The following is a 24,480-nucleotide window of genomic DNA, read 5'->3' on the forward strand; positions in this document are numbered from 1 at the left end:
TCCATTTTATCGCTCTTTAGGTATCAATAGTTCTTTTAGCAATACTTGGCTTCCGTGGATGGGGTATTTTGACCGTCATCCAGAAATAAACTTAGAATTATATATGGTAAAACCACCTCTACCCCCGGAATTTTCCCATGACATCGAAGAAATAATTCATAAATTCCTTAAAGAAAAGGCACCTATTTTCATGGGACGTATCGCTAATGAAGAAGCCTTAGCAATTTCTTGCTCTTTTGGTGAGGGAGTTTGGAAAACCCTCCCTGATTTTAAGAAAGAAATTATGCAGCACCCTAAAATAAAGGAATATCTAAAAAATTTTGGAGCGCACCAGCTTATCCCTGTGCTAATTTCCGCACCAACTAAGCGATTCGCTCGTTTTGCGGGAATAAAATACTCAGGTATTGTTAATGGAAGCCATGAAAAAATTGCCAGCGAAATGGAAAAAATAACTAAAGAGGAGTGCAGTAAATATGTATCCTTCTTTTCTATCCAAGATAGAAAAGAATTTCCTGCTTTAAAGAACCTAGAAAATAGCCCTTATAAAAAACAAAGCGATACATGTTATTTAATTACTCATGGTTTCCTGAGTGGAAATACTAGTCTTGAAAAAAATACTAAGGTGATACAAGAAAATAAAACACAAGGATTCAACAACTAGCTGTCTCTGTTTTCATTGGCCTTTAGTACGCAAAATAACTTTTCTTGCCCAAATGGCGGCATATTTTATCATATAATAAAAATAATATTCATATGCATCAAAATTAAACCAAACCCCAGTTTGTAACATTTTTAATGCCTTTCATTCAATAGAAACCACAATATTTTTAACTCTAAGCAATTGGTTATAAATAATAATTCAACAAGAAGTTAGATATTTACAACTTTGGCTTGTTAAGTAACTAAAGTGTAAAAAAATTATTTCACACGTAAGCTATATAGCCAATTCACCTGACTTGTCTTAGTATAGGTCTTGTTAATTTCATTCATCAGTTTGTAGGAGATGCCTTAATGAAAAGAAGCACAAAAAAGGAAAAGAAAACCAATCTTGCTGAGCTTTCAAATCTTCAGAAAAAGTACATGGATGAGTACAAAGAACAAAATAAATTTTTTGACAGCGAACTTCTCGAAATTACCGAGTTAGACGAATTAGAACGTTTTCAAAAACGGGCAAGTAAAACCCTGTTAGTGCTAAAAAATAGGTATGAAGAAATACAAGCCTACGCCGAAGTCTTCGCGCCTAAGCATTCATCACCGAGTAAAACTCAAATTGAATTCAAAGCCGCCAAGCCTGATAGCAAAGCATTTTATGAGCAAATCAATCAGCGCAAACAAGAAATCAAAACTAAAAGGGATCCAGCCAAGATTCTCAAGCGGTTAAATGAACATCTCCATGCGAATACCTTCGACATGCAAGCTTATAATGAGTTTCTCATCAATCCTGCTGTAAAAAATAAGATCAGATTCAATCCCATTTTTGCCTCGAGAGTAGAAAAATTAAATAAGCAAGTTATCACAGGGTATGCGAATAGTATCGCAGCGCTCGACCAAAAACTGTTTTTACAAATTTCAACCGACGAATTATTTTCGCCTCCCTGGAAGCCTGAAGAATGTCCTTCTATGGCAGCATTTACCGATCAAAACGTTAATCTCACCAATTATATTAGCTCACTTGTTTTAAATGCCTCCTCCATGGAAGAAAGAACGCTTATTGTCGATCGCTGGATTTGGGTGGCTTATTCTCTATATCATGAACACAAAGATTTATCGGGTTGCCAAGCAATACTCACAGGATTATCTACTACTGAAGTTTCTCGCTTAAAGAAAACCTTTGATGGTCTAAATCCGGAAACAGAACAAGTTTTTGCTAAACTCAATGAAACGATGTTCCCACATCGAGCTACTGCTCTAGGCCCAGTGCTGAGTCAACAGCAAGCGGCAATACCGAGTATGGCTCTGATTAGACGTGATATAACCTTTTTAGAAGATGGTAATCGTTACCTTGAGAAAATAAAGGATCCAAGCGAAAGGCGATTAGAAATGGCTAGCAGAACTTCCGGTGGTAGGAAGATGATGTTAACGCTCAATAAACTTCAGACAGAACGCACACATTTCCCGATACCCAATGATACCGATGCTCAACTCGATACCATTCTTATCGATATGCTCAACAATGGATTTTTCTACGATCAAGATGAGAGCCATGAATTGAGTACACAAATAGAGCCACTAGGAAATGACTTAGAAACGGCTAAACCAGTCAATTTTGGTCGAGTGCTTAAATCTTCTACTTCTAGCAACTCAAGTCAACCGACTATACAGCGACAAATGCTTGAAGAGTTAATCAGGGATCTAAACCGTTACTTAATCGCTGACGTTTCTCGTTATCTTAAGGATAAGAAACAATCAGATGTTTTCGTGATGGACGAAAACTACGTCATTGATTGGGAAAAAGAAAACTCACAACTCGAGCTACTTAATCGAGAGAAAGAAGCGCATATTGAGACTTTAGAATGGTTGTTAAAGGATGAACCAAAGAAAAGTCTGGTTAAGGAGGGAAATAAACTTCTCCAGACACTGCAAGATCTAGACTATAAACAACTCAAGATGCAAAACCTCGAAGCTAAACTTTTTGTTAACTTGTATAAGCTCAAAATCGAGTTCGGTACCCTATCAAGACTTAATCCTGATCCATCGAACAAACAACGGCTCGAAGACATTGAAACCGAAGTTGCTAAGATCAATGAATTAGTGGAAACCTGCGAGCTTTCTCCTTCTCTTAAAACAAGTTTATCGGCCTTCAATATCGAAATATCGACCTTTAGACAGTTAGTAAATAAGGCTGAAGAGAAACAAGAAGAAAAAGAGAATAACGAAGCGTCTATTCCTGATTGGAGATCTAATCGTTCGAGCCAGGATCACACCTCGAAAAATCGCTATTCTTTATTGTTTTCGCAAGACAACAATGCTGGGAAAGAGAGAGAATCGTCTGTTTCCGAACTAAAGGATAAGAAAATTTCTTCAACAGAACAGCGGCTTCAGACCATGCAAAAACGTTATTCTTTATTGTATTCACAATTGCATTCGCAAATTAATAGAGATACCGGCAAAGATAAAGAAGTTAGCGTTGAACCAACTTTTGTTGCTGCTCATTGTCCTTAATTTCTCCTAATCATTCCCGCGAAAGCGGGAGTGATTCTCCCATAAAAGCCAGTTAGTGGAAGAGTTATAGCTTCCTAATTAATAAGCCTTAATAGCTTTATTTCATCCTCAGTAAATTTTCTTGATGTACTTAATCAATCCTTAATCTTCCATGGTTTACACTAATACAAAATCTGAGGAGATTATCATGGCTAATAAACAACTATCTGAACGTTTGAACAGAGAATTAGATTTAGTGGGAGTTCCCAGTCTCATAACTGAACGAGTTCAAATTTGTTCTAAATTATTTAAATTGCCCAAATTCAAAATTGAAGCTCTACTCAATGGAGTAGTTGCTGTTGATTCTAATTCAATCAATAGAATTGCTGATGAACTTGAAGTAAGTGTTAATTGGTTATTGGGTGATAAAAAAGAAAAGCATTAAAGATCTGTTATTTGGCACCCGCTTTCGCAGAGAATGACGAACTGGTTATTTTCAGGGTTTCTATCCCCCTCCGCGAAAACGGGAATCCAAAGCTACAAGAATTCGCTATGACAAGTCTTACCAACCTAGTACTCTTAAATATTAATGCAGCCTCACAGTTTTAATTCTCTCACTAATAACACCGGCAAATTCGCAATACGAATTACATTCTCAGCAACACTTCCTAGAAATAAACGACTAAATCCTTTTCGCCCATGTGTCCCAACAACGAGGATATCTGCAGGAAGAGAATTTGCTTCCGATACAATTTTTTCAGCAAGACGACCTTCATTCGGTTTAAGCTCACTTAACTTTGTAGTAAAGTCAACTTCTGAGGTATTTAGCACCTGTTGCGCTTTATTTAATATCTTTTCTCCAAACTCTCTATGAGCGCTCCACAGTAAATCAAATTCAACGTATTCATCCACTTTATTAAAAATAGTTTCATCCACAATATAAAGAACGTGTAGCTTTGCATTAAATTCTTTGGTTAATCGAATGGCTTCTTTTAAGGCCAGATTAGATGAGTCACTTTCATCAATTGCGACCATAACATTTTTGTATTCCATGCCATTTCCTTATTATCCCTGTTACTTCTAATATTAGTTCAGGTTTTGATGAAAAGTTGACCAGTCATAAAAAGCTAAGATTGATGATCTCCTTAGGTTAGGGATCAATCGGCTATATTGGTTTTTCCAATTTTTGAGGAATGCTAATAAATTCTTAAGCATTTTAGGACTAAAATTAAATTAGATTCACTATAAACGAAAAATATATGGGCATTCCTTCTGTCAACCCTACTGGGATAACTAGTGAAAGTCTTCATAACCAAAATTGTTATGCTTATTTAAGGGCGCTAAAAATTCCTGAGTCTGTTTTTAACAGTTTAGAAGCGCTTGATGCCAAGCTTGCTGATGGACTTCGTCAAATTCATCAGCAAGAGGATTATAACCCGCGTTTTGCTTATGCTGATCTCTATACTCGTTTTTTCACAGTTGCAGAAGAAAATATAAAAACCATTTTCGATGAACCACGACAAAATCTAACCAGGCAACTTGCTAATAATATTGGGCTGAAACATTTTGTTGAGACTGCTGCAATCGAAGAGGCTGAAATTGATGAAGAAAAAAATAATGAAACACGAGAATTCCTACCTGAAGAGCTTGCAAAAAGGAAAGAACGAGAAGAGTCTCTGGCAAAAACAAGAGCCCTAAGAACTGCGATAAAAAGTGATTTAGCTCAAACCCCCAACAAAGAAGAAGATATCAGACAACAAATCAGATCATTAGATGAGTTCATACTATCAATTTATGATAATGATAATCATATTTTAGAAACCACTTTTACCGCTATTCAGAAAATTCCTTTAGAACATACTCCAATGAGCTCTTCAGTTGAAAAAGGTATTGCTCATTTTTTTCCATCTAGTCCGTCGACTATTAATCTACATAGTCAAACTCCTGCTCAAGCAGGCTCTGCCTATGGTCGCTTAACTGCGATGACAACCGGCGATTTTAAACCTCAACATACTACGAGCCTTGCAACAATAAGGCATTATCAATACAACCTAGACAGGCGTCTTAGGGAATATCGTATAGGCACTCAAGCCCAACGTCATCATGGCGAAGTCAGAATAAGTCCTTTATTTGAACGTTGGCTAGATCTCCATGCAGATGCTGAGTACGATCCTTCAAAGCCACGTAAAATAACCCATGTCTATTTTAATAATCTAGGCCGTGACCGCGATGACTTCGAGGGTAAAAAAGAAAAAGCATTAACGGAAGCATTGCATAAATTAGAAGGTCGCCATCCCAATCTTGTTGTCATCACCCTACCTGCCGATAAGGGATTGATGCATCAATCAGAATTTTTAAAAACGACAGATCAGCATGATTTTAAAGAAACCTTTGACGAGTTTTTTAAAATCGCGAGCCAAGATAAAACTGCAAAAAATGCTACCAAAGATTTTTATATTAGTGCTGAAGCACGTTCTCTCATTTTTAGAAATGAGGAAAAGGAATTAAAAAAATTACTCCAAAAAAGTTTTGCAAAAATAGGCATAGAAGAGGGTAAACCCTTGACAAGTGCTCAGCGTCAAGCCGTATGGTTTCATTTTATTAAATTTGAACTGACTAACCATATACTCGAAAAATTGGATCCTAATAGTGTTAATTTTTCCTGTAAAGATGCGATTGATCGCGGAGGTGTTTCTTCTGCTTATTATAATTTAATGAAATCCATTGAAGCCAAAGTTCCCTTAACTCGTGAAGAATTTGAGCGTGCTTTGCATGCAGCGCCTACAGTGGTGAAAGCACGCGGGATGAATCATCATTCCAAAATTATTTGGAATACGGTCGATGCCTATATTAATAACAATTTTGACACCATCTTTAATGATCCTAAACTAGCCTGGATGATTGAGTGGCGTGATTTAAATTGTCCACACTCCCGGGTGGATGATTTGTTGAGTTTACGACTTTCTCAGGTGCAAAAACAACTTGATAAGGCTCAAGATACGGCCAGCACTTCTGAACAGCAATTTCTAGATCTCGAGCAAGAAGTTATCACTTTAATTAAACAACAACACGAATTAGGCGTTAGTGGCAAGCGTTTATTATTAGAAACTGTCACTCGGACTTCACAACTTATAGCTCAACCAGATAACAAAAATGCAGCGGAAAGATACCAAAAACTGGCTAAACAATTAACTATAAAATATCCTTATTTAAACATTGGCGTTGGGTTATTAAAAATATTTTCTGGTCTATTAATCTATATCGCTTCTTTCGGTAAAGCTCAGAAATGGATCACGGAAGGAAGAGCCACTCGAATGGCGGGATTACAAGCAGACGCGAGAAGAACTCTCATCGACAAGATGGATAGTATTAAAAATCAATTAAAAATTACAAAAATACCACCAGAACTCAGAGAGGAAAACCTTACAGCAATTATTAAACTTCTTGGTAGCAATTTATTTAAGGGCGAGAGTGGTGATGATCCGGATATTATTTCTGAAATAAAAGGAATTTTGCAGGATATTCATCCTGAAAATTCTCAAGAATATGAGCAAGAATTAACAAAAATTAAAAAGCTTATTGCAGCTAAAGAAGACAATTTCAACGAAGCTACTGCTAGCGTTCTCAAAGCCTTTAGCCATCATGGAACATTTAAGGAAATACGCTCAGTATTAAGTGAGAATCCACTGATGCAAGAGATTATGGATACAGGAGAGCACGTTAGCAGAAATCTTTTTTAGATCAATTATCCTTTTTAAAGCTGAGTAACAGCTCGTCAACTAAGGCTCTACGTTATAGCCCATCTCTTCCACGATCTGACAAGTTCTGTTTTTAAAACCAAAAAAAGTTCGATGTTTAGCATGTTTTAAAATAGCTCGAGTATTCAATGTTTCATAATCAGAAAGATTGGTTTTATTAAATAAACCACAAAAAAATCCACTACTATAGGCTAGTTTGTGTCTTTCTATAAACTCATTAACAAACGCTGTCTCTGGATCTTGTAAGTTTCTAAAAAAAGCCTCTTCCTTTTTATGATTAGCAAATACATTCCAGCAATTACATGATTTACGATCAAATAATTTTATTCGTTGCTCTATTTCGTCGCCCTTCAGAGAGCAGAGCATCATGCGCTCCATGTTAAAATCAAAATTACGATCAATTGCTCCGGTTCCTTCAATCTTGGTCATACAATCCATTTTTAATTCCCCATTTTGATAAGGCAAGGTAAATAATGAGGTATTATCAGGAATCAATTGAGGTCGTTCTCTATACACCTCATTCAGCCCATCAATAATTGCGGGATTGGGTAATTTTAACTGTCCCTGATAACTATCATCTATGGCGAAATAATCAATTTTCACTTCTTCTTTTTGTTTTGCCCAGAAAGACTCCAGTTTATCGGCGAAATAATGCATTAAACGATAATGCAAAGAAATTTTTGTTCGATCATTCGGACAGTCTTTAAACGAGGATTTAGGTTTAAGTCCTTTAGCCCACTCAAGAGTACTTGAAAAAGTTTCTCCTGATTTGCGTTGTAAGAAATGATCTGCAGTCGTTGTCTGCTCCAGTTGAACCGGAACCCCAACTAAGGTTCGAAGATGAGAAACTAAAATCTCTAAACCCTCGTAACAGGAGCCAGAATATAAATCGTCTCTACAAGAATTTGTAGCATCCGAATACTCATTTTGACGATTCGACCCACAACATACAATGATTTCATCATAGTTAGCTGCAATTGAACTAATATAGGCAAAAAGAGCCTTATTATCCTTCAATAATCGCTTTTTCCATTTTATTTTACCCTTTGGTGCTTGATAGTTATTCACCACCTCATCAAAATCCACCGCATCAAATTTTTCACGCCGCAAATGGTCATAACGATCATATTTTCTTAATAAACAATCATCATAATCTAAACTAAGCACTAATATTTTTTTTGTCATAATTCAAGGAATAAATAAAATTTAGGCATATTATACAAATTAAAGCCTCAATGTATCTATTATTTTCTAGAGAAAAAGTATTTTAAAGTGATTTTGATCCTGCTGCGAAACCCTGGTTGCTTGTTTGAATCGTTGGGCAAGCCCTTAGAACTTTGCTGGGATATGCAAGGCACTTATTTTAAAAATTAAGAAAAAGATTAACCGAGACTATATGAGCAAGAAAATTAGGCACATCAAAACGACGGATATACTGATTCATATATCCAATTTCCGTCGTTGCATTTGTATTGATTTTATAGCCCAGGCCAATGAAATAACGATTCTGATCAAACCCTTCACTATTTTTCCTGCCTATATAGTCATTGTGATGCCAGAATAGTTCATCGTTACTGACAAAACTGAATCTCGAGCGATCGTCTAAAGGAACTACAAGTCTAAGGAGTTGTCTGACTCTAAAGGCCATCTTGAATCTGTTTTGAAAATAGCGCTGTTCCAGGCGTGTTCGGCTGATGAAGGTGAAATGCGGGTTTGTTTTCTCCCATAACAACTGTTCCCAGATTCGGTGTTCACCGAAAGGAGCGTTGGTCAAAGGGACTCCGGTACGAATCCAACCATAACCCATCCACATACTCAGATTTTTTGTAAGGGCATAACCCAATCCAGGACGAAATAAAATCTGAGTAAATTTACTACTGTCGTCGCCGATACGTTGTTGGGCTTCTAACCACACTCGGATGCGGCCGAATCCTGTATCGGCATGACTAAATCTTCCAATAGCCAATACATTGGGCCAGGTTTGAAAATCACGTTGTACAGCGCATTCACCCTCTTCCAACCAGCACAATAAAATACAAATAGTCAAAATATTGATTAAAACCGGGAATTTTATTATTCTTCGCAAAATTATTTACCTTGAGATATTAATGCCACATTTTTTTAAGGTCGCTAAAGCGAAATCAACTAACTCTACTCCATATTTTTACTTCAAAGAAGCACCTGAAGGCAATACGGTAGAATGTATTGTTAAGCATGCCACTAAAAATAAATACAAGCTGTTAAAAAAAGGAGATTATGATTGTAATGAGTCGTTATATAAATATGAAGAGTTTGACGACGAAATAGATGCCGATGAAAAAGGCTTTGCAATTTCTAGAGAACTATTTTGTGCCCAGTTTATACGCCACATTAATTCCCCTTCTTGTCCTAAATATTCAGCCTTTTATAAATTAACACCAAATAAAAATGGAACGGAAAAGGAGCCGTTGGTCGGCGCGGATTTTCTAGATCAGTTTACAACCTGGAAAGATACTTATAATGCTGAAAATTCCAAAATACTTGGACGGAACCTGAATAGCGAAGGTTACGTCTGCGCTCCAACCAGTAGTAAGCGGCTAGTCGGACTCGGCACAGCAGCCGTGCTCTTAGAACTTTTGGGAAAAGACGATGCCTGCAACACCAATTGGGGGGTCGTCGAAACCGCGTCTCATGTTCAGGTCACATTAATTGATTTTGGAAAATGCTTACTCAACTTGCGATTTTCTCGTGATCAGGAAGACTTAGGCCTATTCTCTCATCCTATGGATGTGATGAGTGGAGTATTTGAACAATATGTTGGCACCGGTGTTTCAAGTGATGAGGTCGCTTTACCCCAGCCATTAGTTAAATCAAAACATCTGGAGTGCGAAGTTTTTGAAACCATTGTCACCCTTTCTAAGATGTCACCCGATGAAATAGCGGATCTAGCTAAGAAACATTTTAGCCAATTTCCTAAGTATCAATCAGCACTTATAAAAGAAATGAAAATGGGAATTGAATATCTACATAAGCAATTTGAAAATCATGATCAATTTATTGCGGTTAGCTTTATTAATCACTGCATGAAAGATCTAGATATTTCTTGCAGATTAAGTGAATGCGAGAATACTTCCATTGATTATATATTAAGTGTTTACCATTTTATTCAGCCACAAAAAAGTTTAGCTAATGAAAAACTATTCTTCGATAGAATTAAGGCATTTTTCTCTGAGACAGAAACTAGTGAGGAAGTAGATGAAGAACAAAATCAGAAGACGATGAGTGTCTCATGATGAGAGCTCTCATGCGTTTTTATGCAAGCATAGTAGAATGCCTGCTTTTTTTTTAATCGAGGGGAACACATGTTTTTTACCCAACCTAAAATCAAGCGTATTGGTTTACATTTAGAATCCACCCTTACAGAAATTTGTAGGGCAAGTTGGTCATACTACCTCACTAAAGTGTCTTCTGCTGAGGCTATTGAATACGCTGATCATCTTGAGGAAGAAATTGATTTGGAGAAGGTTTTTGCAACTCCGGAACTTTATCGCGGAAAAGAACATTTTCCTTGGGTTATCTTTCCTCAGGACGGCGCGAATAGAGTTTACGAACGGACCAATGCAAGTATGCAATATCAGTTTCACTGCCAGCTTTTAAAGGATGCTAAAACAATTAACAAGGAATTAAATAGCAAACCCACCAACTATCAATCCATTATCGAGCTTGCTAAGCGTATCAAAGACAACTCCGTTAAAATTCCTTCCATAGATAGTGGTGAAACGATTACTTTTAGTGTTGATTCCACGTTTGGAGGCAATCTATTTACAGATTTTTTTATTGGCGCAGCGAGCAGCATTCATGCAATAGCTATGCTAATTGTAGGACTTGGCTGCATGGCTCCTTATTGGCTATCTTATTCTGAATATTGCGGTGGCCCTGAGTTTTTCTTAGATACAGTCGTTTATTTATGTGAATCACTGCGAAAGCTGGCTTTTGCAGTGATATTTCCCTTAGGCATGCTTTATTCGGCTTACACTACAGATTCTTATAATCCGTTCACTAAAGGTGAGGTGCAACGTTCATTAGACGGGATCATTGCAATAGCAGAGGAACTAAAAACAGGAGAAATCGATCAAGTTGAGGAGGGTCAATCTTCCAGGAATTTGCGTCATACAATATAAACGCTAATCAGTATCAATAAAATGAAGGTTGAGCCGCTCATATTGGCTATTTCAAAGGAGTTAGTTTATAGTTTGAAGCATTCTATGTAAAAATAATCTTCTTTTTACACTACGAGGAGCAAGGATGCTAACGTGGATTATTCTTATTCTGATTGCTATTTTACTTATAATTTTAAGCTTGGATTTTGTTTTTCAGCGAAGTAAAAATAATAATCGGCCCACTCTCAGCTTAATTTTTGCTTTATTAGCCTTCCTCATCGTAGCGGCCGCTTTTACCTATGTGATATCAATGTCCCTGGGTAGGCCTGCAACTGAAAGTTATCACGCCTCTACTTTGAAAGAAACTCTTTAAAGTGTGGGAAAAGTTCTCGCATTGTCGTGATCTAACTTCTCATCCTCTTCCCTAGCTACCTGGTTTCCAATTAATCGAAAATTGCCACTATTTTATTAAGTGGTCGTATAGAATTAGATATTTTATGACAGCCAAAGACAGCAAGAGACTCATTTTTAATACCTCATTTTTTGCTATCATAGCGGCAATCGCAACAGCAAAAATTTATAAATTACAGCACTGATCAATTACGATTTTGCAGAAAGGACTACAAGCATAAGATGTCAACAAATACCAATACTTTTCCCTCTCCTCCCTACCGAGCTGATATCGATGGCCTACGAGCTATTGCAGTCTTGTTAGTCCTCGTGTTTCATGCCTTTCCCACACAATTACCTGGTGGTTTTATTGGGGTTGATATTTTTTTTGTGATTTCGGGCTACCTCATTACAGGCATTATTTTTAATCAATTAAAGACTAATAATTTTTCCTTCCTCAATTTTTATGTACGTCGAATTAATCGTATTTTCCCGGTCTTACTTATTGTTTTGCTTGGTTTTTTTATCTTGGGATGGTTTGCTTTATTAGCCAATGAATTTAAAGCATATGGTAAATTCATGGCGGCGGCAGGCTTGTTTTCGTCCAATCTCGCTTTATGGAAAGCTGGCGGCTATTTTGATACGGCTGCTGATCTTAAGCCTTTGCTGCATTTATGGTCTTTAGGGATCGAAGAGCAGTTTTATTTGATTTGGCCCTTCTTCATTTGGGCTGCTTATAAAAAGCAAATAAATATACTTGCCTTAACCTTAGTTTTTTTTGGTATTTCATATTTCTTGAATTTAAAAGGAGTAAATACAAATCCTACAGCAGCATTCTACTTACCTCAGAGCCGTTTTTTTGAACTTTTAATGGGTAGCTTATTAGCGGTTTCTCATAGCCTCAAACCCAATTTCTCTCTCAAATCGATTGGCAAACACTATTCCCTCTGCGTTAACACCCTCGCCTTTGCAGGGTTGGTCTGCATTACTGGGGGAGTTTATTATTTAAATCCAGAAAAAGTCTTTCCAGGAAATAATGCCCTTTTGCCAGTGTTAGGCACGGCCTTGCTCATTGCCGCTGGAACTGAAACCTGGATCAATCGCAAGCTCTTAGCAAACCGCATTATGGTAGGAATAGGTTTAATTAGCTTTTCACTTTATCTCTGGCATTGGCCCTTACTGAGTTTTGCACGGATAATGGAGCAAGGAATGCCTTCAAAAATTCTCCGTGTTGGCTGTTTAGCTTTAAGTTTTTTGTTGGCTTTTCTAAGTTATCTTTATATTGAAAAACCCATTCGTTTTGGTGATAAACAAAAACTAAAAGCTCTCCTATTACTTAGCTTATCTTTTTGCATCATTGGCTTAGGCTTGTATACTTACTATCAAGAGGGATTTCTCTCAAGAACAACCTTAACTCGTCTTGATCCAGCGCCCGAATTTCCGGGAAAATTACCTCCTGATATTGCTCAAAAAGCGATTCCGGTAGGGCTTGGTATTTCTTCTCATCGAGGCAAGAAAACCGTGATCATTCTGGGTGATTCTCATGCTCATCATTTACTTGCAGGTTTTTTCCAAAAATACCCTGAAAATCATATTAGTATTATTTTGGGTCCTGGATGCCCTTTTTTGTTAGGAATTGATCGAAAAACAGCGAATCCGACTTGCCTATCGATGACTGAACAAGCCCTTTCCGATAAAGAATTAGCATCGGTTAAAACCGTTATTTTTAGCTTTAGAATGTTTGCCTACAACCGCAGCGGTTTTGACTATAACTCTGAAAAACAAGATTGGAGCCTCTGGTATAAATCGAAAAGACAAGCCATAGATGATTTATCCTTTTGGGGACCCGCTCTGCGCGAAACGCTGCAACTTTTAATAACTAAACATAAGCGCGTAATTATTAGCTATGACGTGCCTGAATTATTTCGCCCAATCAATGAATGCTTAGATAGCCGTCCTTTATATCTTCATGCTCATACTGTAAAAAACTGCAATATGCCACGAAAAATAGTGGACCAGCGTCAAGCACCATTACGACAATTATTTGCTGAAATACTCAAAGAATTTCCGCAGGTTGAAACCTTCGATCCACTGAACTATTTCTGTGACAAAAAATGGTGTTATGCATTTAATAATGGCTTGCCTTTATACTACGATGATGATCATTTATCAGCGGAAGGCTCTAAGTTTTATGCTGCTGCTTTTGCTAAAGAATATCCTTCATTAATCAATAAGAATGTTTAGATAGTGCCATAAGCATCAGAGCAGCAGGAGGAAACAGGAGAGTTTTCCTCCTTCTGTTCAACTCTAAATTAGAACACAGGTTGGGCAACCGCGTGTTTGATTTGGGCGCACAGGATTTCCAAACAGTGTATTTTTTAAAAACTCAGGTATTTTTTCCATCTCAGTTTGATGAAATTCATGGGTAGCAGTTTTTAATTCATCGATGTGGTCACTTTCATGGTCTTTATTTTGTTCTGCAATCCAGTTTAAGAAGCATTTTAATCCTCTAAGTCGGAATCCAGAGTGCGCAGCAGCTGCAAGTTCGGGTCCTGTGGGTACTTTCTCTACTGTTGGCCTGTATTTATCCTTCATATCAAGGACTTCACTGGGAAAGTCAGTTAAGAAAGGAGAGCGTTCTAAATCTAATTTATTATCTTTATGAAACTGCTTTAAAACTCGTTTGTACTCCTTCAGATCATCACCATACATTTCGTTATAGTTTATCCCCTTATCCAAAGGAACATATTTCCCCCAATGCAATTTCGCTTTTAAGACCTCAATAAGGTAAGTAACGAAATTGTCACGAAATTTCTCAAAACCAACGGCACCAGGACTTGACACGATATCCAAACCACAGGTCAGTTTTTTATCGCAATGATGAGAGCTTGGCGATAAGCTGGCTTTATATTGCTTATTTTGGACTAATCTGCCATAGGCTCCAAAAGTGACCGGGGCTTCATTATCTTTTTTTGCATCTTCAGTATCCATTGCAATCTTCTTCACGGCATCAATCATTTCATGCAAATCGTCGCTTACCGGAAACATGCCATCCAGATCGTTAAGTCTTCTCGGGTATTCTGTTTGGTAATGATATAATGCCGACGCAGGACCTATGGTCTCTATTTCCTCATCACCGACAGCATAACGAGCCACAATGTATTTCATAAAAAGTGGCGTTAATTCCGGGAACATCGCTAATACATCAGTAACTCTTAAACCTTCTTCTAATTCCACCTGCAGCCATTGTTCAATATGTTTAGTCTCAGGATCAAAATTTTTATTTTCAGTGTTCCAGGGCACCGATTGGTATTCAATTACTTTAACGTTCTTGATGTCGGGATTATTCAGATCATCAGCGTAAGTGGGCACATAATACCAACTGAACATAGGAAAGTCTGGACGGGGCAATTTCCCATCTTCCACTGCTTTAATAAATTCTGGAAGACTCATTGATCTTTCAATACGTCTCAATTTTTCAGCTGGCTTACATCTCAACTTCATTTTCACGGCCATCCCATAAAGACCGAAATGAGTTGAAGCGATGAGATCAAAATCATCCGGATGAGTCTTTCTACTGATGGTTACCGTTTCTCCATCCATTTTCAGGAAAGTAAGTGATTCGATATTATCAGTATAGGCCCCTGCTCTTATGTCGGTACCATGCCCTCCGTTAGCAGCAAGACCAAAAGGGGTCACTCGATTGATTAAGCTAGCTGGGCTTACGGTAGCCAGGCCCTCAGCTTCAAGAATTTCATCTAATGCTTTAATTTGAGGACCCGGTTTTATTTTAACCGTCATCTTCTCTTTATTTATTTTAATGGCATATTTATCAGCAGCGGCAAGCTCAAGATTAACAATAATGTCCCCGTCTACCCAGGGGGTTAAAGAAAAGGATTCGCTATAATCAACATCCTTGCGACCTCCTGCCGCTACACGACAGGTGATTCTATCTTTCGGATCTTTGAGGTTATCTTTTGAGTTTAACTCGTTAATTTTTTTAACGATTCTTTTTGCTGCGTCTAAATTTTTAATTTTTAAATAAAATTTATCAGACTGTTTGTTCGTTTCACAAAAATTCGACCAATCTGCATTTTCTTTGTATTCGACGTGCAAATTCTCACGGTTGATGAGATCAATAATTACTTCTTGCTGTTCTCTTGTAAACGCCATGACCAATCTCCATTTGACTATTTTTCATTGAATAACAGTTCTTCCCTAGACCTATTTGGTAGATCAATAGATTGAAAATCTAATTTCCAAACAAAGTGTAGATCTCAAATACTAACGATAAAATTTCAGTTCATCAATAGATCAATTTTTATCTAGTCAATAGAAATAAAAGACAGAGATTTTATTTATCAATCCTCTCCGGATATGGCTTGGAGAGAGTGGGATATTGTTGAATGCTGGGATCCAAAGTAGGTTGGGCCTTGGCCCAACATGCCACCCTAAATTTTAGCTTTCCAGACAGAAGGCCATAAAATACAGCAGAATTAATAATCCATAAAAATTAAAAGAGTAATAACTTAACTTACCCAATAAGGAAGGCATCATAGTTAAGGGAAGATTATTGATTGGAATATTAATGAAAAACAAACAAAAAAACCAAGCAAACTTAAGTGTCAATGGCTGTTTTTCAGATAGAAAAATCAACCAAGTTAGAGAAAGAGGAAATACGAGCATTGGTAAATAATATAACCAACCGAAAGGACTTAAAAATAACATCATCACTAGAGTTAAACCAAAGGATTGATGTTTAATTTTTAACTTTTCAATCTGAATAATTTTTCTTAAATATAAAATAAAAAAAACAGAAAATAAAACGCCATATATTAGCTTAATTAAAATCCAATTTTGCTCGGTTCCAGTATTCAATAGTCGATATATCAGACCTAAAATAGAGGCATTCCAACTCTTTCCGTACCAATTTATCTGGGACATCATCGAAAAATATTGAGTGTATATCTTTGTTCCATAAATGCATAAAGGGAGCAACGATAAAAATAGAAATACACCTAAGGTGGCTATACTTACTCTGTAACGTTTTTGCACCAAAGTATAAACAATTAATAGAGCAGGAAAAAATTTTATTGCGATAAGAATGCCCCACACAATTGCAGCAAAATAATCTCTTTCCCGTATGTAGAAGTGATAGCCAATCATTAATAAAAACATGAGAATGGCACCCATTTGTGCAAGGCCTGTATTCATTAAAGTAGGAAAACTTAATAAATAAATAAAATACAAATAGAAACCATTTTTTTTTATATAGTCGAGAGAAAAAGCATAAGAAAATGCGATCCTTGCACCAATTAATCCCAAAATAAATGAAGACAAAATCCATATCGAGACTGCAGCATGGTAATTAAGATTAGTCAGCGGCTTTAAAAACCATAAAACAATAGGGGGATTTAAATTAGCCGGCATTATTTTTAGTGTAGGGAAATAAATAGTTGATAGCACCTGGTAGGGATTTCCCCCTTTCGCAAGCATTTGCGAAGAAAAATAAAAGGAGTGAAAATCAAGCAGATGATCGGAAGAAAACATCAGATAAAAAAGCACCATATAAAAACTAACAAGCAAAACACCGAGAAACAATTTCCAAGCGGTATTTTGATTAGGTTTTTCTAAATTTTTAACATGAAATCGATTAATTTTTTCAACCTTTAGATATTGTGTTGACTATCCTATCTCGCAGAAAATCCACTGATTCGCACTCATGTTTACCAAATACAAAAGTTAAGTCAAGCTAATTAATCTTGATTAACCCCTTAATAAATGACACATTTTAGTTATTACGATATTGGAAATACCTCAATGAAGTTTTCATCAGTATTAAAATTGATTAGATTTTGGCCTCCATTTTTAGGTGCGGGAATCAGCGTAAAGCATTTCAATGCGGAACTGACCGATATCTTCGTCCAAATGAAAATGCGTTTTTGGAACAAGAATTACGTAGGAACTCATTTTGGAGGTTCCTTATATTCCATGACCGACCCTTTTTATATGCTAATGTTGATGAATTTATTAGGCAGAGAATACATCGTTTGGGATAAATCAGCCTCTATTCGTTATAAAATGCCAGCAAAGGGTGTCGTTTATGCAAAATTTCAATTATCACAAGAACAACTTAATAAAATTCGACAGGATTTAAACCAAGCACAGAAGATTGAATTAGAATTTACCGTCCCAATAACTGATTCGGACAATAACCTTATTGCTGAGGTAAAAAAATTAATATACATCGCGAAAAAACACAAGTCCGCTAAAATAGTTAAATAATCGGCAATTGATTTACATTCCACATCCCTTCTTGAAGAATATACTTTTTCCTTTTTCCTTTGGTAAAGTCTATTTTGTTGATCTCTAATATTTCCCAGGTCTTAGGAACCACTTCAACTATCCCAAACGAGCTAGGAATTGTTTCTTTCAACACATCTGAATCTTCAGAAATATAAAAATTTTGCCAAGACTCTTCCAGATAATTTTCCCAGTATAAGGATGTCAGAGCTAAATTAGTCTGCCTGGTGTGCAGCAATGCAGATCCCTCAACGAGAATTTGGCCATAATCAGCATTCATCAAACATATCGCAACATGGGCGTTTTTTATAAGATGCTGCCATTTGCCGGAATGAGTTGAGGTTAAAAAAATAAGTGAACCTCGGGGAGTGAGCTCATATAAATGCATGGTTCTCACATAAGGAAGCTCATTATAAACCGTAGTTACTTGTCCATATATTGGATTTCTGGAGAAATTAAACCAATCGTTTAAACGGTTTTTAAGCAAATTGCTCAATTCATGGGAGTTCATTGAGTTAGGATGATTAATAGGATGATGGCCTAGTTATAACTCAAAATTAGCTGCTTAGAAAGATCGATAAAGTACAGCTATGGGGCACCCCGTGGTCAATCCACGGGGATTCGCCAGAACGCAGGACGGTAGACATTGTTGGCCAAGGTCCAACTACGCCATTATCGGTAATCAGGCGGAGGGCTTCAGCGCACTATATTACTCGGCACACCCCGCATTAGTTCTGATAAATCATCTGCATGATCTTCTTCATCCGCTAAAATTTCTTCTAACATACGGCGAGTAGTCGGGTCGCCTGATCCAAACCATTGAATTAACTCACGGTAAACCATAATTGCTATTCGTTCTGCAATTAAATCTTCTTCAATTAATTGCAACAAATTTTCCCCTTTCCCGTATTCAGTGGTTGTTCTTTCCAGCACTGTGCCTGGATTAAAATCAGGATCTCCTCCTAACTGATTAATTCTATCCGCTATCATCATCATATGTCGCTGTTCATCATCAGCATGCTCAGAAAATTCAGCTGCAAGTTGCGGTCGCTCTATTCCAGTGGCAATAATTTGATGATGACGATAACGCATTACACACATAATTTCTGTCGCTAAAGAAGCATTTAAATGCCTCCATGCAAGTTTTAAATCGAGAGGATAATCTTCTGTAACTGCCCCATTCCCAATCGATCGTCGTGCCTTTTTTTGGATGTCACTTAAATCATAAGGAATTTTGCTAGGATTAGATTTAATCATGATAAATCTCCTTCTCATATTAATGGAACAATTACTTAGTCAAAATAAAGATAAAGCTTAATATAGTTATATACTATTTTCTCAACAATTAATTAAAATATACAATTTAAACCTACAGATAATTCATAATGGTTTATACTTTAAAATACACTAACAAATTCATAAATATACAACGCATGATATATGTGAAATAATTTTTAAGGATAAAAATGATTGAGAAAGAAACGAATGAAAGAATAACCGACAAATATATACAATGTGTTTATGAATCTGAAAACTTCACTCTTAACAAATATTTTGACATTAAGGAAATATTTTCACTATTTAATTACAGCCAAATAATCTCATACATTGCAGGGAAAATAATTCTTAAACAAGGTAATAAATCTGAAGGTATTTTTATAGTTCTTGAGGGTACAGTTAACATAATAGAAAAAACAATTGGCAAAAATAAATTTCACTTAGGTACTTTATCACCAGGTGAGTTTTTAGGAGTGACCAGCTACATTGGAAATGAGTCTTCTCCAACTTCATTCATTGCAAATGATAATGTAACCTGTTTATTTATCTCTAAAACGTATTTAAATATGGTTGCTCTTATTTTCCCTGAAATTAATTATAAAATTTTAAAATCAATTACAGGTCAAGTTTGTCTTCATCTTATTAATTTACACGAGAGAGTTATTGAGTATATCGCCAATTCTGACATGTCAAAATTATCTCTTTATGGAAGGGTGGTACATTCGATGACAAAGCCAAGTATTTTACAAGACTATGACATTGAAAAATATAAAGAACTTTTAAAAAATCTTAACACTTATTTTAATGAAGATGAATGGAGTTATTTGTTTAAACAATGTCAATTTTTAGATGCACCTAAAAACTGTAAAATCATAGCAGAGAACGAACCGTCAAGCTCTTGTTACATTGTTATTCGCGGAGCAGTTCAATCAAGCATTATGAAAGATAACAAGCTAGCAAAACTATCAGTGATAGGTCCCTATACTCTTTTAGCAAACATTCATTTGGAAAACCATCCTTTTACCGTCACATTTATTACTTGTGAGAGTTCTATTTTATTAAAAATGAACGAAATTAACTTAAAATATATTGAGAAAAATCAAAATCAACTTTGGTATAAGCTCTATAATTTAATATGTAAATCAGTTGTTGCATTACAGAAATCCATTGATAAATTAGATTCACGATTGCAAATCGAAAATTACAATAGGTAACTATTATGTGCAGAGTATTATCTTACCTGGGCAAACCAATATTAATTGAAGATCTTTTATATAAATCTGATAACTCGTTTATAAAACAAAGTTATGATCCAATTTACATGTCACATTTACTTAATTTAGCAGGTTTTGGTATGGCGGCATGGAATAACGAGTCCCATAATCCTGATTTTCCCTATCTTTATAAAACACCACAGCTCCCTTTTTACGATGAAAATCTTAGAAGCCTCGCCTCAAAAATTTCGCCTCACTGTCTTTTAGCGCATTTAAGAGGGGTTTCATATAGTGAAAGGCAAGTAATTACTATTCAAAATGTCCATCCTTTCTCGTTTCCCGGAACCAATGTAGTCCTCGCACATAACGGTTCTTTACATGATTTTAAATTAATGCGCTATGATTTATTGGAATTTATCGATACAACCTATAAAAAGGAAATAAAAGGAACAACAGATAGCGAATGGCTTTACTATTTATTTTTATCTCAACTGGAAAAAGCTCAAACTGATTACTCTACTAAAGAAATTATCAATGCTGTATTTGAAATGATAAAAATTCTGCAATTTGTAAGAAAGAAAAATAAAATAAAAATAAATTCGCCAGTTAATTTATTTATTACTAATGGACAATTTATTGCAGCTACCCGCTTCGTTTTAGATTATGGCTGGTTTGCATTTGAGTCTCAACCTTCTGCGCACGCAGCCTATCATTCTCTCTGGTATACCTATGGGGAATCCTATGGATTTTATGATAAAGAATATCAAATGAAAGATGCTGATATAAAAACAAGCATTATTATAGCCTCCGAACCTCTGACAGAGAATGCGACAACCTGGTTAGAAGTACCTGAATATACCTTGGTTGTAGCTCGCTCCGTAAACGGAGAGATACAAATTAACTCTCAAGATATTGATATTTAATTCGCATTTCTCTACCTAAAGCTAGTGACAAACATTATTTGGTTGCTTAAGATATTTGAATAATTTTATGCTAAGGAATAGCTTAAGTGCCTGAATTAATTACCAAACATCCCGACATGGTTTTTAAACTTTTAAAGGATGCGAATATTTACTGCGGAACTGGTGCAACACAAGCTATCTTAAAAGCTTGTCCCAAAGGCCAATTTTGTTCTTTACCGTCCGGCGAATTTTGTATTTATGGAACCAATCAAGTCTCCGAAATGACCCAGATTCATCCTGTTGAATTTTTATTTATACCTAGCAATTTTGCTCCCATTGGGGGATTAATTTTAATAGCACTTGCGGTAGGAGTTTGGCTTGGTAGCAAACTCCATAAGTAAGCATTAGTTAACGCGAAAATTGATGAATTGCCAAGGGTCTTCAGGGTCGAGCTGCTCTTCAAAAAGAGCGGCGCGCTCTTGTAAAGGAGTCCAATTTGTATAATACCCACCAACTTTCCCCAAATAAGGAAAGGCTAAATCAAGAACATATTCATGATCCATATTTTCTGGCTCAACTACTCCCTGAGTTGGATTTTTAATTCCCCACATCATGCCAGCCAATACTCCTGCTACGACTTGTAAACTTGTTGCATTATTGTAGGGAACAAGCTGCCTTGCTTCTTTAATCGATAATTGCGAACCAAACCAATAGGCACCCTTTTTATTTCCCATCAATAAAACTCCAAGCTCATCGGTTCCTTCGATAATATCGTTTAAAATAAAGCGCTTTTCCGATTGCAGAGCCTCCTGAGTTCCTTCTTTACCCTCTAACTCATGCAAGGAAAGAATTGCATCAGGACAGGGGTAATAAGCATAATGCACTGTTGGTCGGTAATGTACCTCCCCTTCCGATCTAACCGTTAAATAATCAGCAATCGAAAGTGCTTCAGCATGAGTAATCAAAAAACCATTGAATGAACCATAAGATGGTGTCCAGGTCCGAACTTTAGTTGCGACGCCAGAACGATTTAAATAAATCGCGCAATTTGAGCCAAAAGTATGTCTTTTCGCATCTTGTGGCCAATGAATTTCATGGGTACCCCAACCTAATTCAGCAGGCTGACTTGCTTCAGAAATTAAGCCTTCAATAGACCAAGTATTCACAAATTCTTTTGGTTTTTTGATCTGATTTGACGTTTGTGAATCGCGCTCGGCAATGTGGATCGCTTTTATTTCTAACATTTGCGCCAATCGTCCCCAATCATTGGTTTTCTTGAATTTCGTACTGTTGATGTCATTATCCAAGGCCAAATTGAGTAGTGCTTGTTTTACGAAATGAGAAACTAGACCAGGGTTAGCGCCGTGAGTAAGAATGGCTGTTGATGCTTTGTCCTTTTTGTGCTGCAAGACAGACTCTCTTAAAGCATAGTTTGTTCGTAATGAAGCTGATATAGAGGGATCAATATATTGCCCTTCCCAGGGTTCTGTGCTCGCATCTAAATAAAGAATATGGTTTTCTTGGCAATATTTGATTAAATCAAGACTAGAAACACCTACCGATAAATTTAATAAAAAATCACCTCGTTGCAGATTTTTATTGAGTATCTCAAAATAATTTTCTTCCGTTACCGTGACTTGCTGAATATTTAGACCAAATTTCTCTGCAATGGGGCGACCATCAGTTGTTTTAGTAAGGATAAGGACTTGAGAGGACGAAAGCCCCAGGTGCTTGAATAGAAGCGGCAAAATGGCTTGTCCAATACTGCCAAATCCCAGAATTGCTACTTTATTTTTAAACTTCATTTGAAATTGACTGTCCATTTTAGTCTCTTCTTCTTATAAGTTGTACAGCTAATAGTTATTATAGAATCATTTTATAAAGGTGAAGGTTAAAATGATGAATAACTCTAGGGAGGTAGATTCATAGTTCAAACTTAGGATATTCTCTCTAATTAAGGTCAATGCAAAGGAATTGCAATGCTTAATCCCAGAAAAGTTACCAGCAAGGAAGATGCCCAACGCATTATTGAAGAACGCCAACTTTCCCATGTCAAAGTCGGCATTTTTGATATCGATGGGGTCATGCTCGGAAAATACATGAGTTCAAGTAAATTTTTATCTGCTTTGGAAAATGGTTTTTCCTTTTGCGATGTTATCTTAGGTTGGGACTCTAAAAATAAACTCTACGATAATACTAAATACACAGGCTGGCACACAGGTTATCCTGATACTGCTGTGCGTATTTTGCCTGAAAGCTGCCGAGAACTCGTCTTTGAAAATCATCAATTGCTGTTTATGGCGGAGTTTGCAGGTAAAGCAGAAGCCATATGCCCCCGAGCAATCTTGCGCCATGTGATCCAAAAAGCCGCTGCTATGGAGTTTGAAGCTTACGCTGCCTTGGAATATGAATTTTTCATGTTTGACGAAACCCCGGATAGTATTCGTGCGAAAGGTTTTCGCAATTTAAAACCAATAACCCCTGATTTTTTTGGCTACTCCATTATTCGGAGCACGGTGCATGCAGAGCTGTATCATCAGATTCTTAATATGGGTGAAGTCATGGATTTCCCCATCGAAGGTTTGCACACAGAAACCGGGCCTGGTGTGATCGAAGCAGCCATTGCGGTAGATCGGGTCGAAGCGGCAGCTGATAAAGCCGCTTTATTTAAAACTTTTATGAAAGTTTTAGCTCAACGTAATAATAAAATGGCCACCTTCATGGCGAAATGGTCACCCCATTACCCCGGACAAAGTGGACATATTCATCTTTCTCTTCAGCATACAGGTGGTTTAGGCTCTGCTTTCTATGATCCAGCGAATGCTCACGGCATGAGCAAAATTCAGCGCCACTTCCTCGCTGGACAACAACGCTTAATGCCCGAATTATTGGCGATGCTTTCACCCACAGTCAACAGCTATACCCGTCTCATTCCGGGTTTCTGGGCTCCAACCGATGCAACCTGGGGAGTAGAAAATCGCACCACTGCTTTACGCTTAATTCCTGGCAATGAAAAATCACAGCGCATCGAATACCGTTTAGGCTCTGCGGATGCCAATCCTTATTTGGCTTTGGCAGCGGCACTTGGCTCAGGTTTATATGGTATCGAACATGAATTAGAACCCGTGCAGGAAATTAAAGGTAATGCCTATGCACAATCCCATGATGAAGAATTAGCGCTACCCCATACCTTATGGGATGCTGCACAACGCTTAAAAAATTCAAACGCCGCCCGCTCTTTATTTGGAGATGAGTTTGTTGATCATTTTGTTGCTTCACGCGAGTGGGAAGAACGGGAATTTAGGCGTCATATCACCGATTGGGAATTAGATCGTTATTTTGAAATTATTTAGGG

The 24,480-nt window shown here is 36.8% G+C and carries 21 protein-coding genes; 13 read left to right on the forward strand and 8 right to left on the reverse strand.

From position 1 onward, the window contains the following. Positions 1-58 precede the first annotated feature (58 nt). The 3 genes from Ldro_RS00535 to Ldro_RS00545 all read left to right on the forward strand — a co-directional run bounded on the left by Ldro_RS00535 (position 59) and on the right by Ldro_RS00545 (position 3,586). Positions 59-661 carry a hypothetical protein gene (locus Ldro_RS00535; protein ID WP_131764324.1) on the forward strand — a complete coding sequence of 201 codons (603 nt, stop codon included), beginning with the start codon at positions 59-61 and terminating at the stop codon, positions 659-661. A gap of 350 nt (positions 662-1,011) precedes the next feature. Next, positions 1,012-3,162: a RasGEF domain-containing protein gene (locus tag Ldro_RS00540; protein WP_058494469.1), complete on the forward strand. Its 2,151-nt coding sequence runs from the start codon at positions 1,012-1,014 to the stop codon at positions 3,160-3,162. 187 nt (positions 3,163-3,349) lie between these two features. After that, positions 3,350-3,586, forward strand: a complete 237-nt coding sequence (locus Ldro_RS00545) for a hypothetical protein (protein WP_058494470.1) — start codon at positions 3,350-3,352, stop codon at positions 3,584-3,586. A 152-nt stretch (positions 3,587-3,738) separates the two neighbouring features. Here Ldro_RS00545 and Ldro_RS00550 read toward each other — a convergent pair whose 3' ends face one another. Then, the gene (locus Ldro_RS00550) at positions 3,739-4,194 is read right to left on the reverse strand and encodes a universal stress protein (protein ID WP_058494471.1); all 456 of its coding nucleotides are present in this window, start codon (positions 4,192-4,194) and stop codon (positions 3,739-3,741) included. Between the two features lie 206 nt (positions 4,195-4,400). Here Ldro_RS00550 and Ldro_RS00555 point away from each other — a divergent pair, with 206 nt between their 5' ends. Then, the gene (locus tag Ldro_RS00555; RefSeq protein ID WP_058494472.1) at positions 4,401-6,881 is read left to right on the forward strand and encodes a hypothetical protein; all 2,481 of its coding nucleotides are present in this window, start codon (positions 4,401-4,403) and stop codon (positions 6,879-6,881) included. A 39-nt stretch (positions 6,882-6,920) separates the two neighbouring features. Here Ldro_RS00555 and Ldro_RS00560 read toward each other — a convergent pair whose 3' ends face one another. Both Ldro_RS00560 and Ldro_RS00565 read right to left on the reverse strand, forming a co-directional pair. Continuing rightward, positions 6,921-8,084, reverse strand: coding sequence for a hypothetical protein (locus tag Ldro_RS00560; protein ID WP_058494473.1), 1,164 nt, complete (start codon positions 8,082-8,084; stop codon positions 6,921-6,923). A 178-nt stretch (positions 8,085-8,262) separates the two neighbouring features. Continuing rightward, positions 8,263-8,985: a DUF2490 domain-containing protein gene (locus Ldro_RS00565; protein ID WP_238583928.1), complete on the reverse strand. Its 723-nt coding sequence runs from the start codon at positions 8,983-8,985 to the stop codon at positions 8,263-8,265. Between the two features lie 22 nt (positions 8,986-9,007). Here Ldro_RS00565 and Ldro_RS00570 point away from each other — a divergent pair, with 22 nt between their 5' ends. From Ldro_RS00570 to Ldro_RS00585, 4 genes are all read left to right on the forward strand, one after another. After that, entirely contained in the window at positions 9,008-10,171 is a 1,164-nt protein-coding gene (locus Ldro_RS00570) for a hypothetical protein (protein ID WP_058494475.1), read from the forward strand. A gap of 69 nt (positions 10,172-10,240) precedes the next feature. Then, entirely contained in the window at positions 10,241-11,059 is an 819-nt protein-coding gene (locus tag Ldro_RS00575) for a hypothetical protein (protein WP_058494476.1), read from the forward strand. 124 nt (positions 11,060-11,183) lie between these two features. Next, a complete protein-coding gene (locus Ldro_RS00580; protein WP_058494477.1) occupies positions 11,184-11,411 on the forward strand; it encodes a hypothetical protein in 228 nt (75 codons plus the stop codon). A 260-nt stretch (positions 11,412-11,671) separates the two neighbouring features. Beyond that, positions 11,672-13,672 carry an acyltransferase family protein gene (locus tag Ldro_RS00585; RefSeq protein ID WP_058494478.1) on the forward strand — a complete coding sequence of 667 codons (2,001 nt, stop codon included), beginning with the start codon at positions 11,672-11,674 and terminating at the stop codon, positions 13,670-13,672. Positions 13,673-13,735: 63 nt separating this feature from the next. On the opposite strand, the gene Ldro_RS00590 is transcribed toward Ldro_RS00585, so the two are convergent. Together Ldro_RS00590 and Ldro_RS00595 are read right to left on the reverse strand one after the other, a co-directional pair. Further along, positions 13,736-15,601, reverse strand: coding sequence for an FAD-binding protein (locus tag Ldro_RS00590; RefSeq protein WP_058494479.1), 1,866 nt, complete (start codon positions 15,599-15,601; stop codon positions 13,736-13,738). Between the two features lie 285 nt (positions 15,602-15,886). Beyond that, the gene (locus tag Ldro_RS00595; RefSeq protein WP_058494480.1) at positions 15,887-16,996 is read right to left on the reverse strand and encodes a glycosyltransferase family 87 protein; all 1,110 of its coding nucleotides are present in this window, start codon (positions 16,994-16,996) and stop codon (positions 15,887-15,889) included. A gap of 252 nt (positions 16,997-17,248) precedes the next feature. Between Ldro_RS00595 and Ldro_RS00600 the strand changes: the two genes are divergently transcribed. Beyond that, positions 17,249-17,713, forward strand: coding sequence for a YiiD C-terminal domain-containing protein (locus tag Ldro_RS00600; protein ID WP_058494481.1), 465 nt, complete (start codon positions 17,249-17,251; stop codon positions 17,711-17,713). On the opposite strand, the gene Ldro_RS16875 is transcribed toward Ldro_RS00600, so the two are convergent. Beyond that, positions 17,706-18,242, reverse strand: a complete 537-nt coding sequence (locus Ldro_RS16875) for a pyridoxamine 5'-phosphate oxidase family protein (RefSeq protein WP_083497861.1) — start codon at positions 18,240-18,242, stop codon at positions 17,706-17,708. The two genes, Ldro_RS00600 and Ldro_RS16875, sit on opposite strands and share 8 nt — an antisense overlap. A gap of 185 nt (positions 18,243-18,427) precedes the next feature. Continuing rightward, on the reverse strand, positions 18,428-18,988 hold the full coding sequence (locus tag Ldro_RS00610) for a ferritin-like domain-containing protein (RefSeq protein ID WP_058494482.1): 561 nt from the start codon (positions 18,986-18,988) through the stop codon (positions 18,428-18,430). A gap of 209 nt (positions 18,989-19,197) precedes the next feature. Between Ldro_RS00610 and Ldro_RS00615 the strand changes: the two genes are divergently transcribed. The 3 genes from Ldro_RS00615 to Ldro_RS00625 all read left to right on the forward strand — a co-directional run bounded on the left by Ldro_RS00615 (position 19,198) and on the right by Ldro_RS00625 (position 21,526). Next, positions 19,198-20,223, forward strand: coding sequence for a cyclic nucleotide-binding domain-containing protein (locus tag Ldro_RS00615; RefSeq protein ID WP_058494483.1), 1,026 nt, complete (start codon positions 19,198-19,200; stop codon positions 20,221-20,223). A gap of 5 nt (positions 20,224-20,228) precedes the next feature. Next, entirely contained in the window at positions 20,229-21,146 is a 918-nt protein-coding gene (locus tag Ldro_RS00620; protein ID WP_058494484.1) for a class II glutamine amidotransferase, read from the forward strand. Between the two features lie 86 nt (positions 21,147-21,232). Beyond that, positions 21,233-21,526, forward strand: coding sequence for a hypothetical protein (locus tag Ldro_RS00625; protein WP_058494485.1), 294 nt, complete (start codon positions 21,233-21,235; stop codon positions 21,524-21,526). Positions 21,527-21,529: 3 nt separating this feature from the next. On the opposite strand, the gene Ldro_RS00630 is transcribed toward Ldro_RS00625, so the two are convergent. After that, complete coding sequence (locus tag Ldro_RS00630) at positions 21,530-22,948, reverse strand: homospermidine synthase (protein WP_058494486.1); 1,419 nt, start codon at positions 22,946-22,948, stop codon at positions 21,530-21,532. Between the two features lie 156 nt (positions 22,949-23,104). Here Ldro_RS00630 and Ldro_RS00635 point away from each other — a divergent pair, with 156 nt between their 5' ends. After that, complete coding sequence (locus Ldro_RS00635) at positions 23,105-24,478, forward strand: glutamine synthetase family protein (RefSeq protein WP_058494487.1); 1,374 nt, start codon at positions 23,105-23,107, stop codon at positions 24,476-24,478. Positions 24,479-24,480 lie beyond the last annotated feature (2 nt).

It is taken from the genome of Legionella drozanskii LLAP-1, assembly GCF_001467585.1.
Taxonomy (GTDB): domain Bacteria; phylum Pseudomonadota; class Gammaproteobacteria; order Legionellales; family Legionellaceae; genus Tatlockia; species Tatlockia drozanskii.

Excerpts from the sequence above, each read along its gene's own strand:
- Ldro_RS00590 (WP_058494479.1), bottom strand. The coding sequence starts at position 15,601 with ATGGCGTTTACAAGAGAACAGCAAGAAGTAATTATTGATCTCATCAAC.
- Ldro_RS00585 (WP_058494478.1), top strand. The coding sequence starts at position 11,672 with ATGTCAACAAATACCAATACTTTTCCCTCTCCTCCCTACCGAGCTGAT.
- Ldro_RS16875 (WP_083497861.1), bottom strand. The coding sequence starts at position 18,242 with ATGAACTCCCATGAATTGAGCAATTTGCTTAAAAACCGTTTAAACGAT.
- Ldro_RS00540 (WP_058494469.1), top strand. The coding sequence starts at position 1,012 with ATGAAAAGAAGCACAAAAAAGGAAAAGAAAACCAATCTTGCTGAGCTT.
- Ldro_RS00550 (WP_058494471.1), bottom strand. The coding sequence starts at position 4,194 with ATGGAATACAAAAATGTTATGGTCGCAATTGATGAAAGTGACTCATCT.
- Ldro_RS00595 (WP_058494480.1), bottom strand. The coding sequence starts at position 16,996 with ATGGTGCTTTTTTATCTGATGTTTTCTTCCGATCATCTGCTTGATTTT.
- Ldro_RS00630 (WP_058494486.1), bottom strand. The coding sequence starts at position 22,948 with ATGGACAGTCAATTTCAAATGAAGTTTAAAAATAAAGTAGCAATTCTG.
- Ldro_RS00600 (WP_058494481.1), top strand. The coding sequence starts at position 17,249 with ATGAAGTTTTCATCAGTATTAAAATTGATTAGATTTTGGCCTCCATTT.
- Ldro_RS00615 (WP_058494483.1), top strand. The coding sequence starts at position 19,198 with ATGATTGAGAAAGAAACGAATGAAAGAATAACCGACAAATATATACAA.
- Ldro_RS00555 (WP_058494472.1), top strand. The coding sequence starts at position 4,401 with ATGGGCATTCCTTCTGTCAACCCTACTGGGATAACTAGTGAAAGTCTT.
- Ldro_RS00575 (WP_058494476.1), top strand. The coding sequence starts at position 10,241 with ATGTTTTTTACCCAACCTAAAATCAAGCGTATTGGTTTACATTTAGAA.
- Ldro_RS00635 (WP_058494487.1), top strand. The coding sequence starts at position 23,105 with ATGCTTAATCCCAGAAAAGTTACCAGCAAGGAAGATGCCCAACGCATT.
- Ldro_RS00545 (WP_058494470.1), top strand. The coding sequence starts at position 3,350 with ATGGCTAATAAACAACTATCTGAACGTTTGAACAGAGAATTAGATTTA.
- Ldro_RS00535 (WP_131764324.1), top strand. The coding sequence starts at position 59 with ATGGGGTATTTTGACCGTCATCCAGAAATAAACTTAGAATTATATATG.
- Ldro_RS00560 (WP_058494473.1), bottom strand. The coding sequence starts at position 8,084 with ATGACAAAAAAAATATTAGTGCTTAGTTTAGATTATGATGATTGTTTA.
- Ldro_RS00570 (WP_058494475.1), top strand. The coding sequence starts at position 9,008 with ATGCCACATTTTTTTAAGGTCGCTAAAGCGAAATCAACTAACTCTACT.
- Ldro_RS00610 (WP_058494482.1), bottom strand. The coding sequence starts at position 18,988 with ATGATTAAATCTAATCCTAGCAAAATTCCTTATGATTTAAGTGACATC.
- Ldro_RS00620 (WP_058494484.1), top strand. The coding sequence starts at position 20,229 with ATGTGCAGAGTATTATCTTACCTGGGCAAACCAATATTAATTGAAGAT.
- Ldro_RS00580 (WP_058494477.1), top strand. The coding sequence starts at position 11,184 with ATGCTAACGTGGATTATTCTTATTCTGATTGCTATTTTACTTATAATT.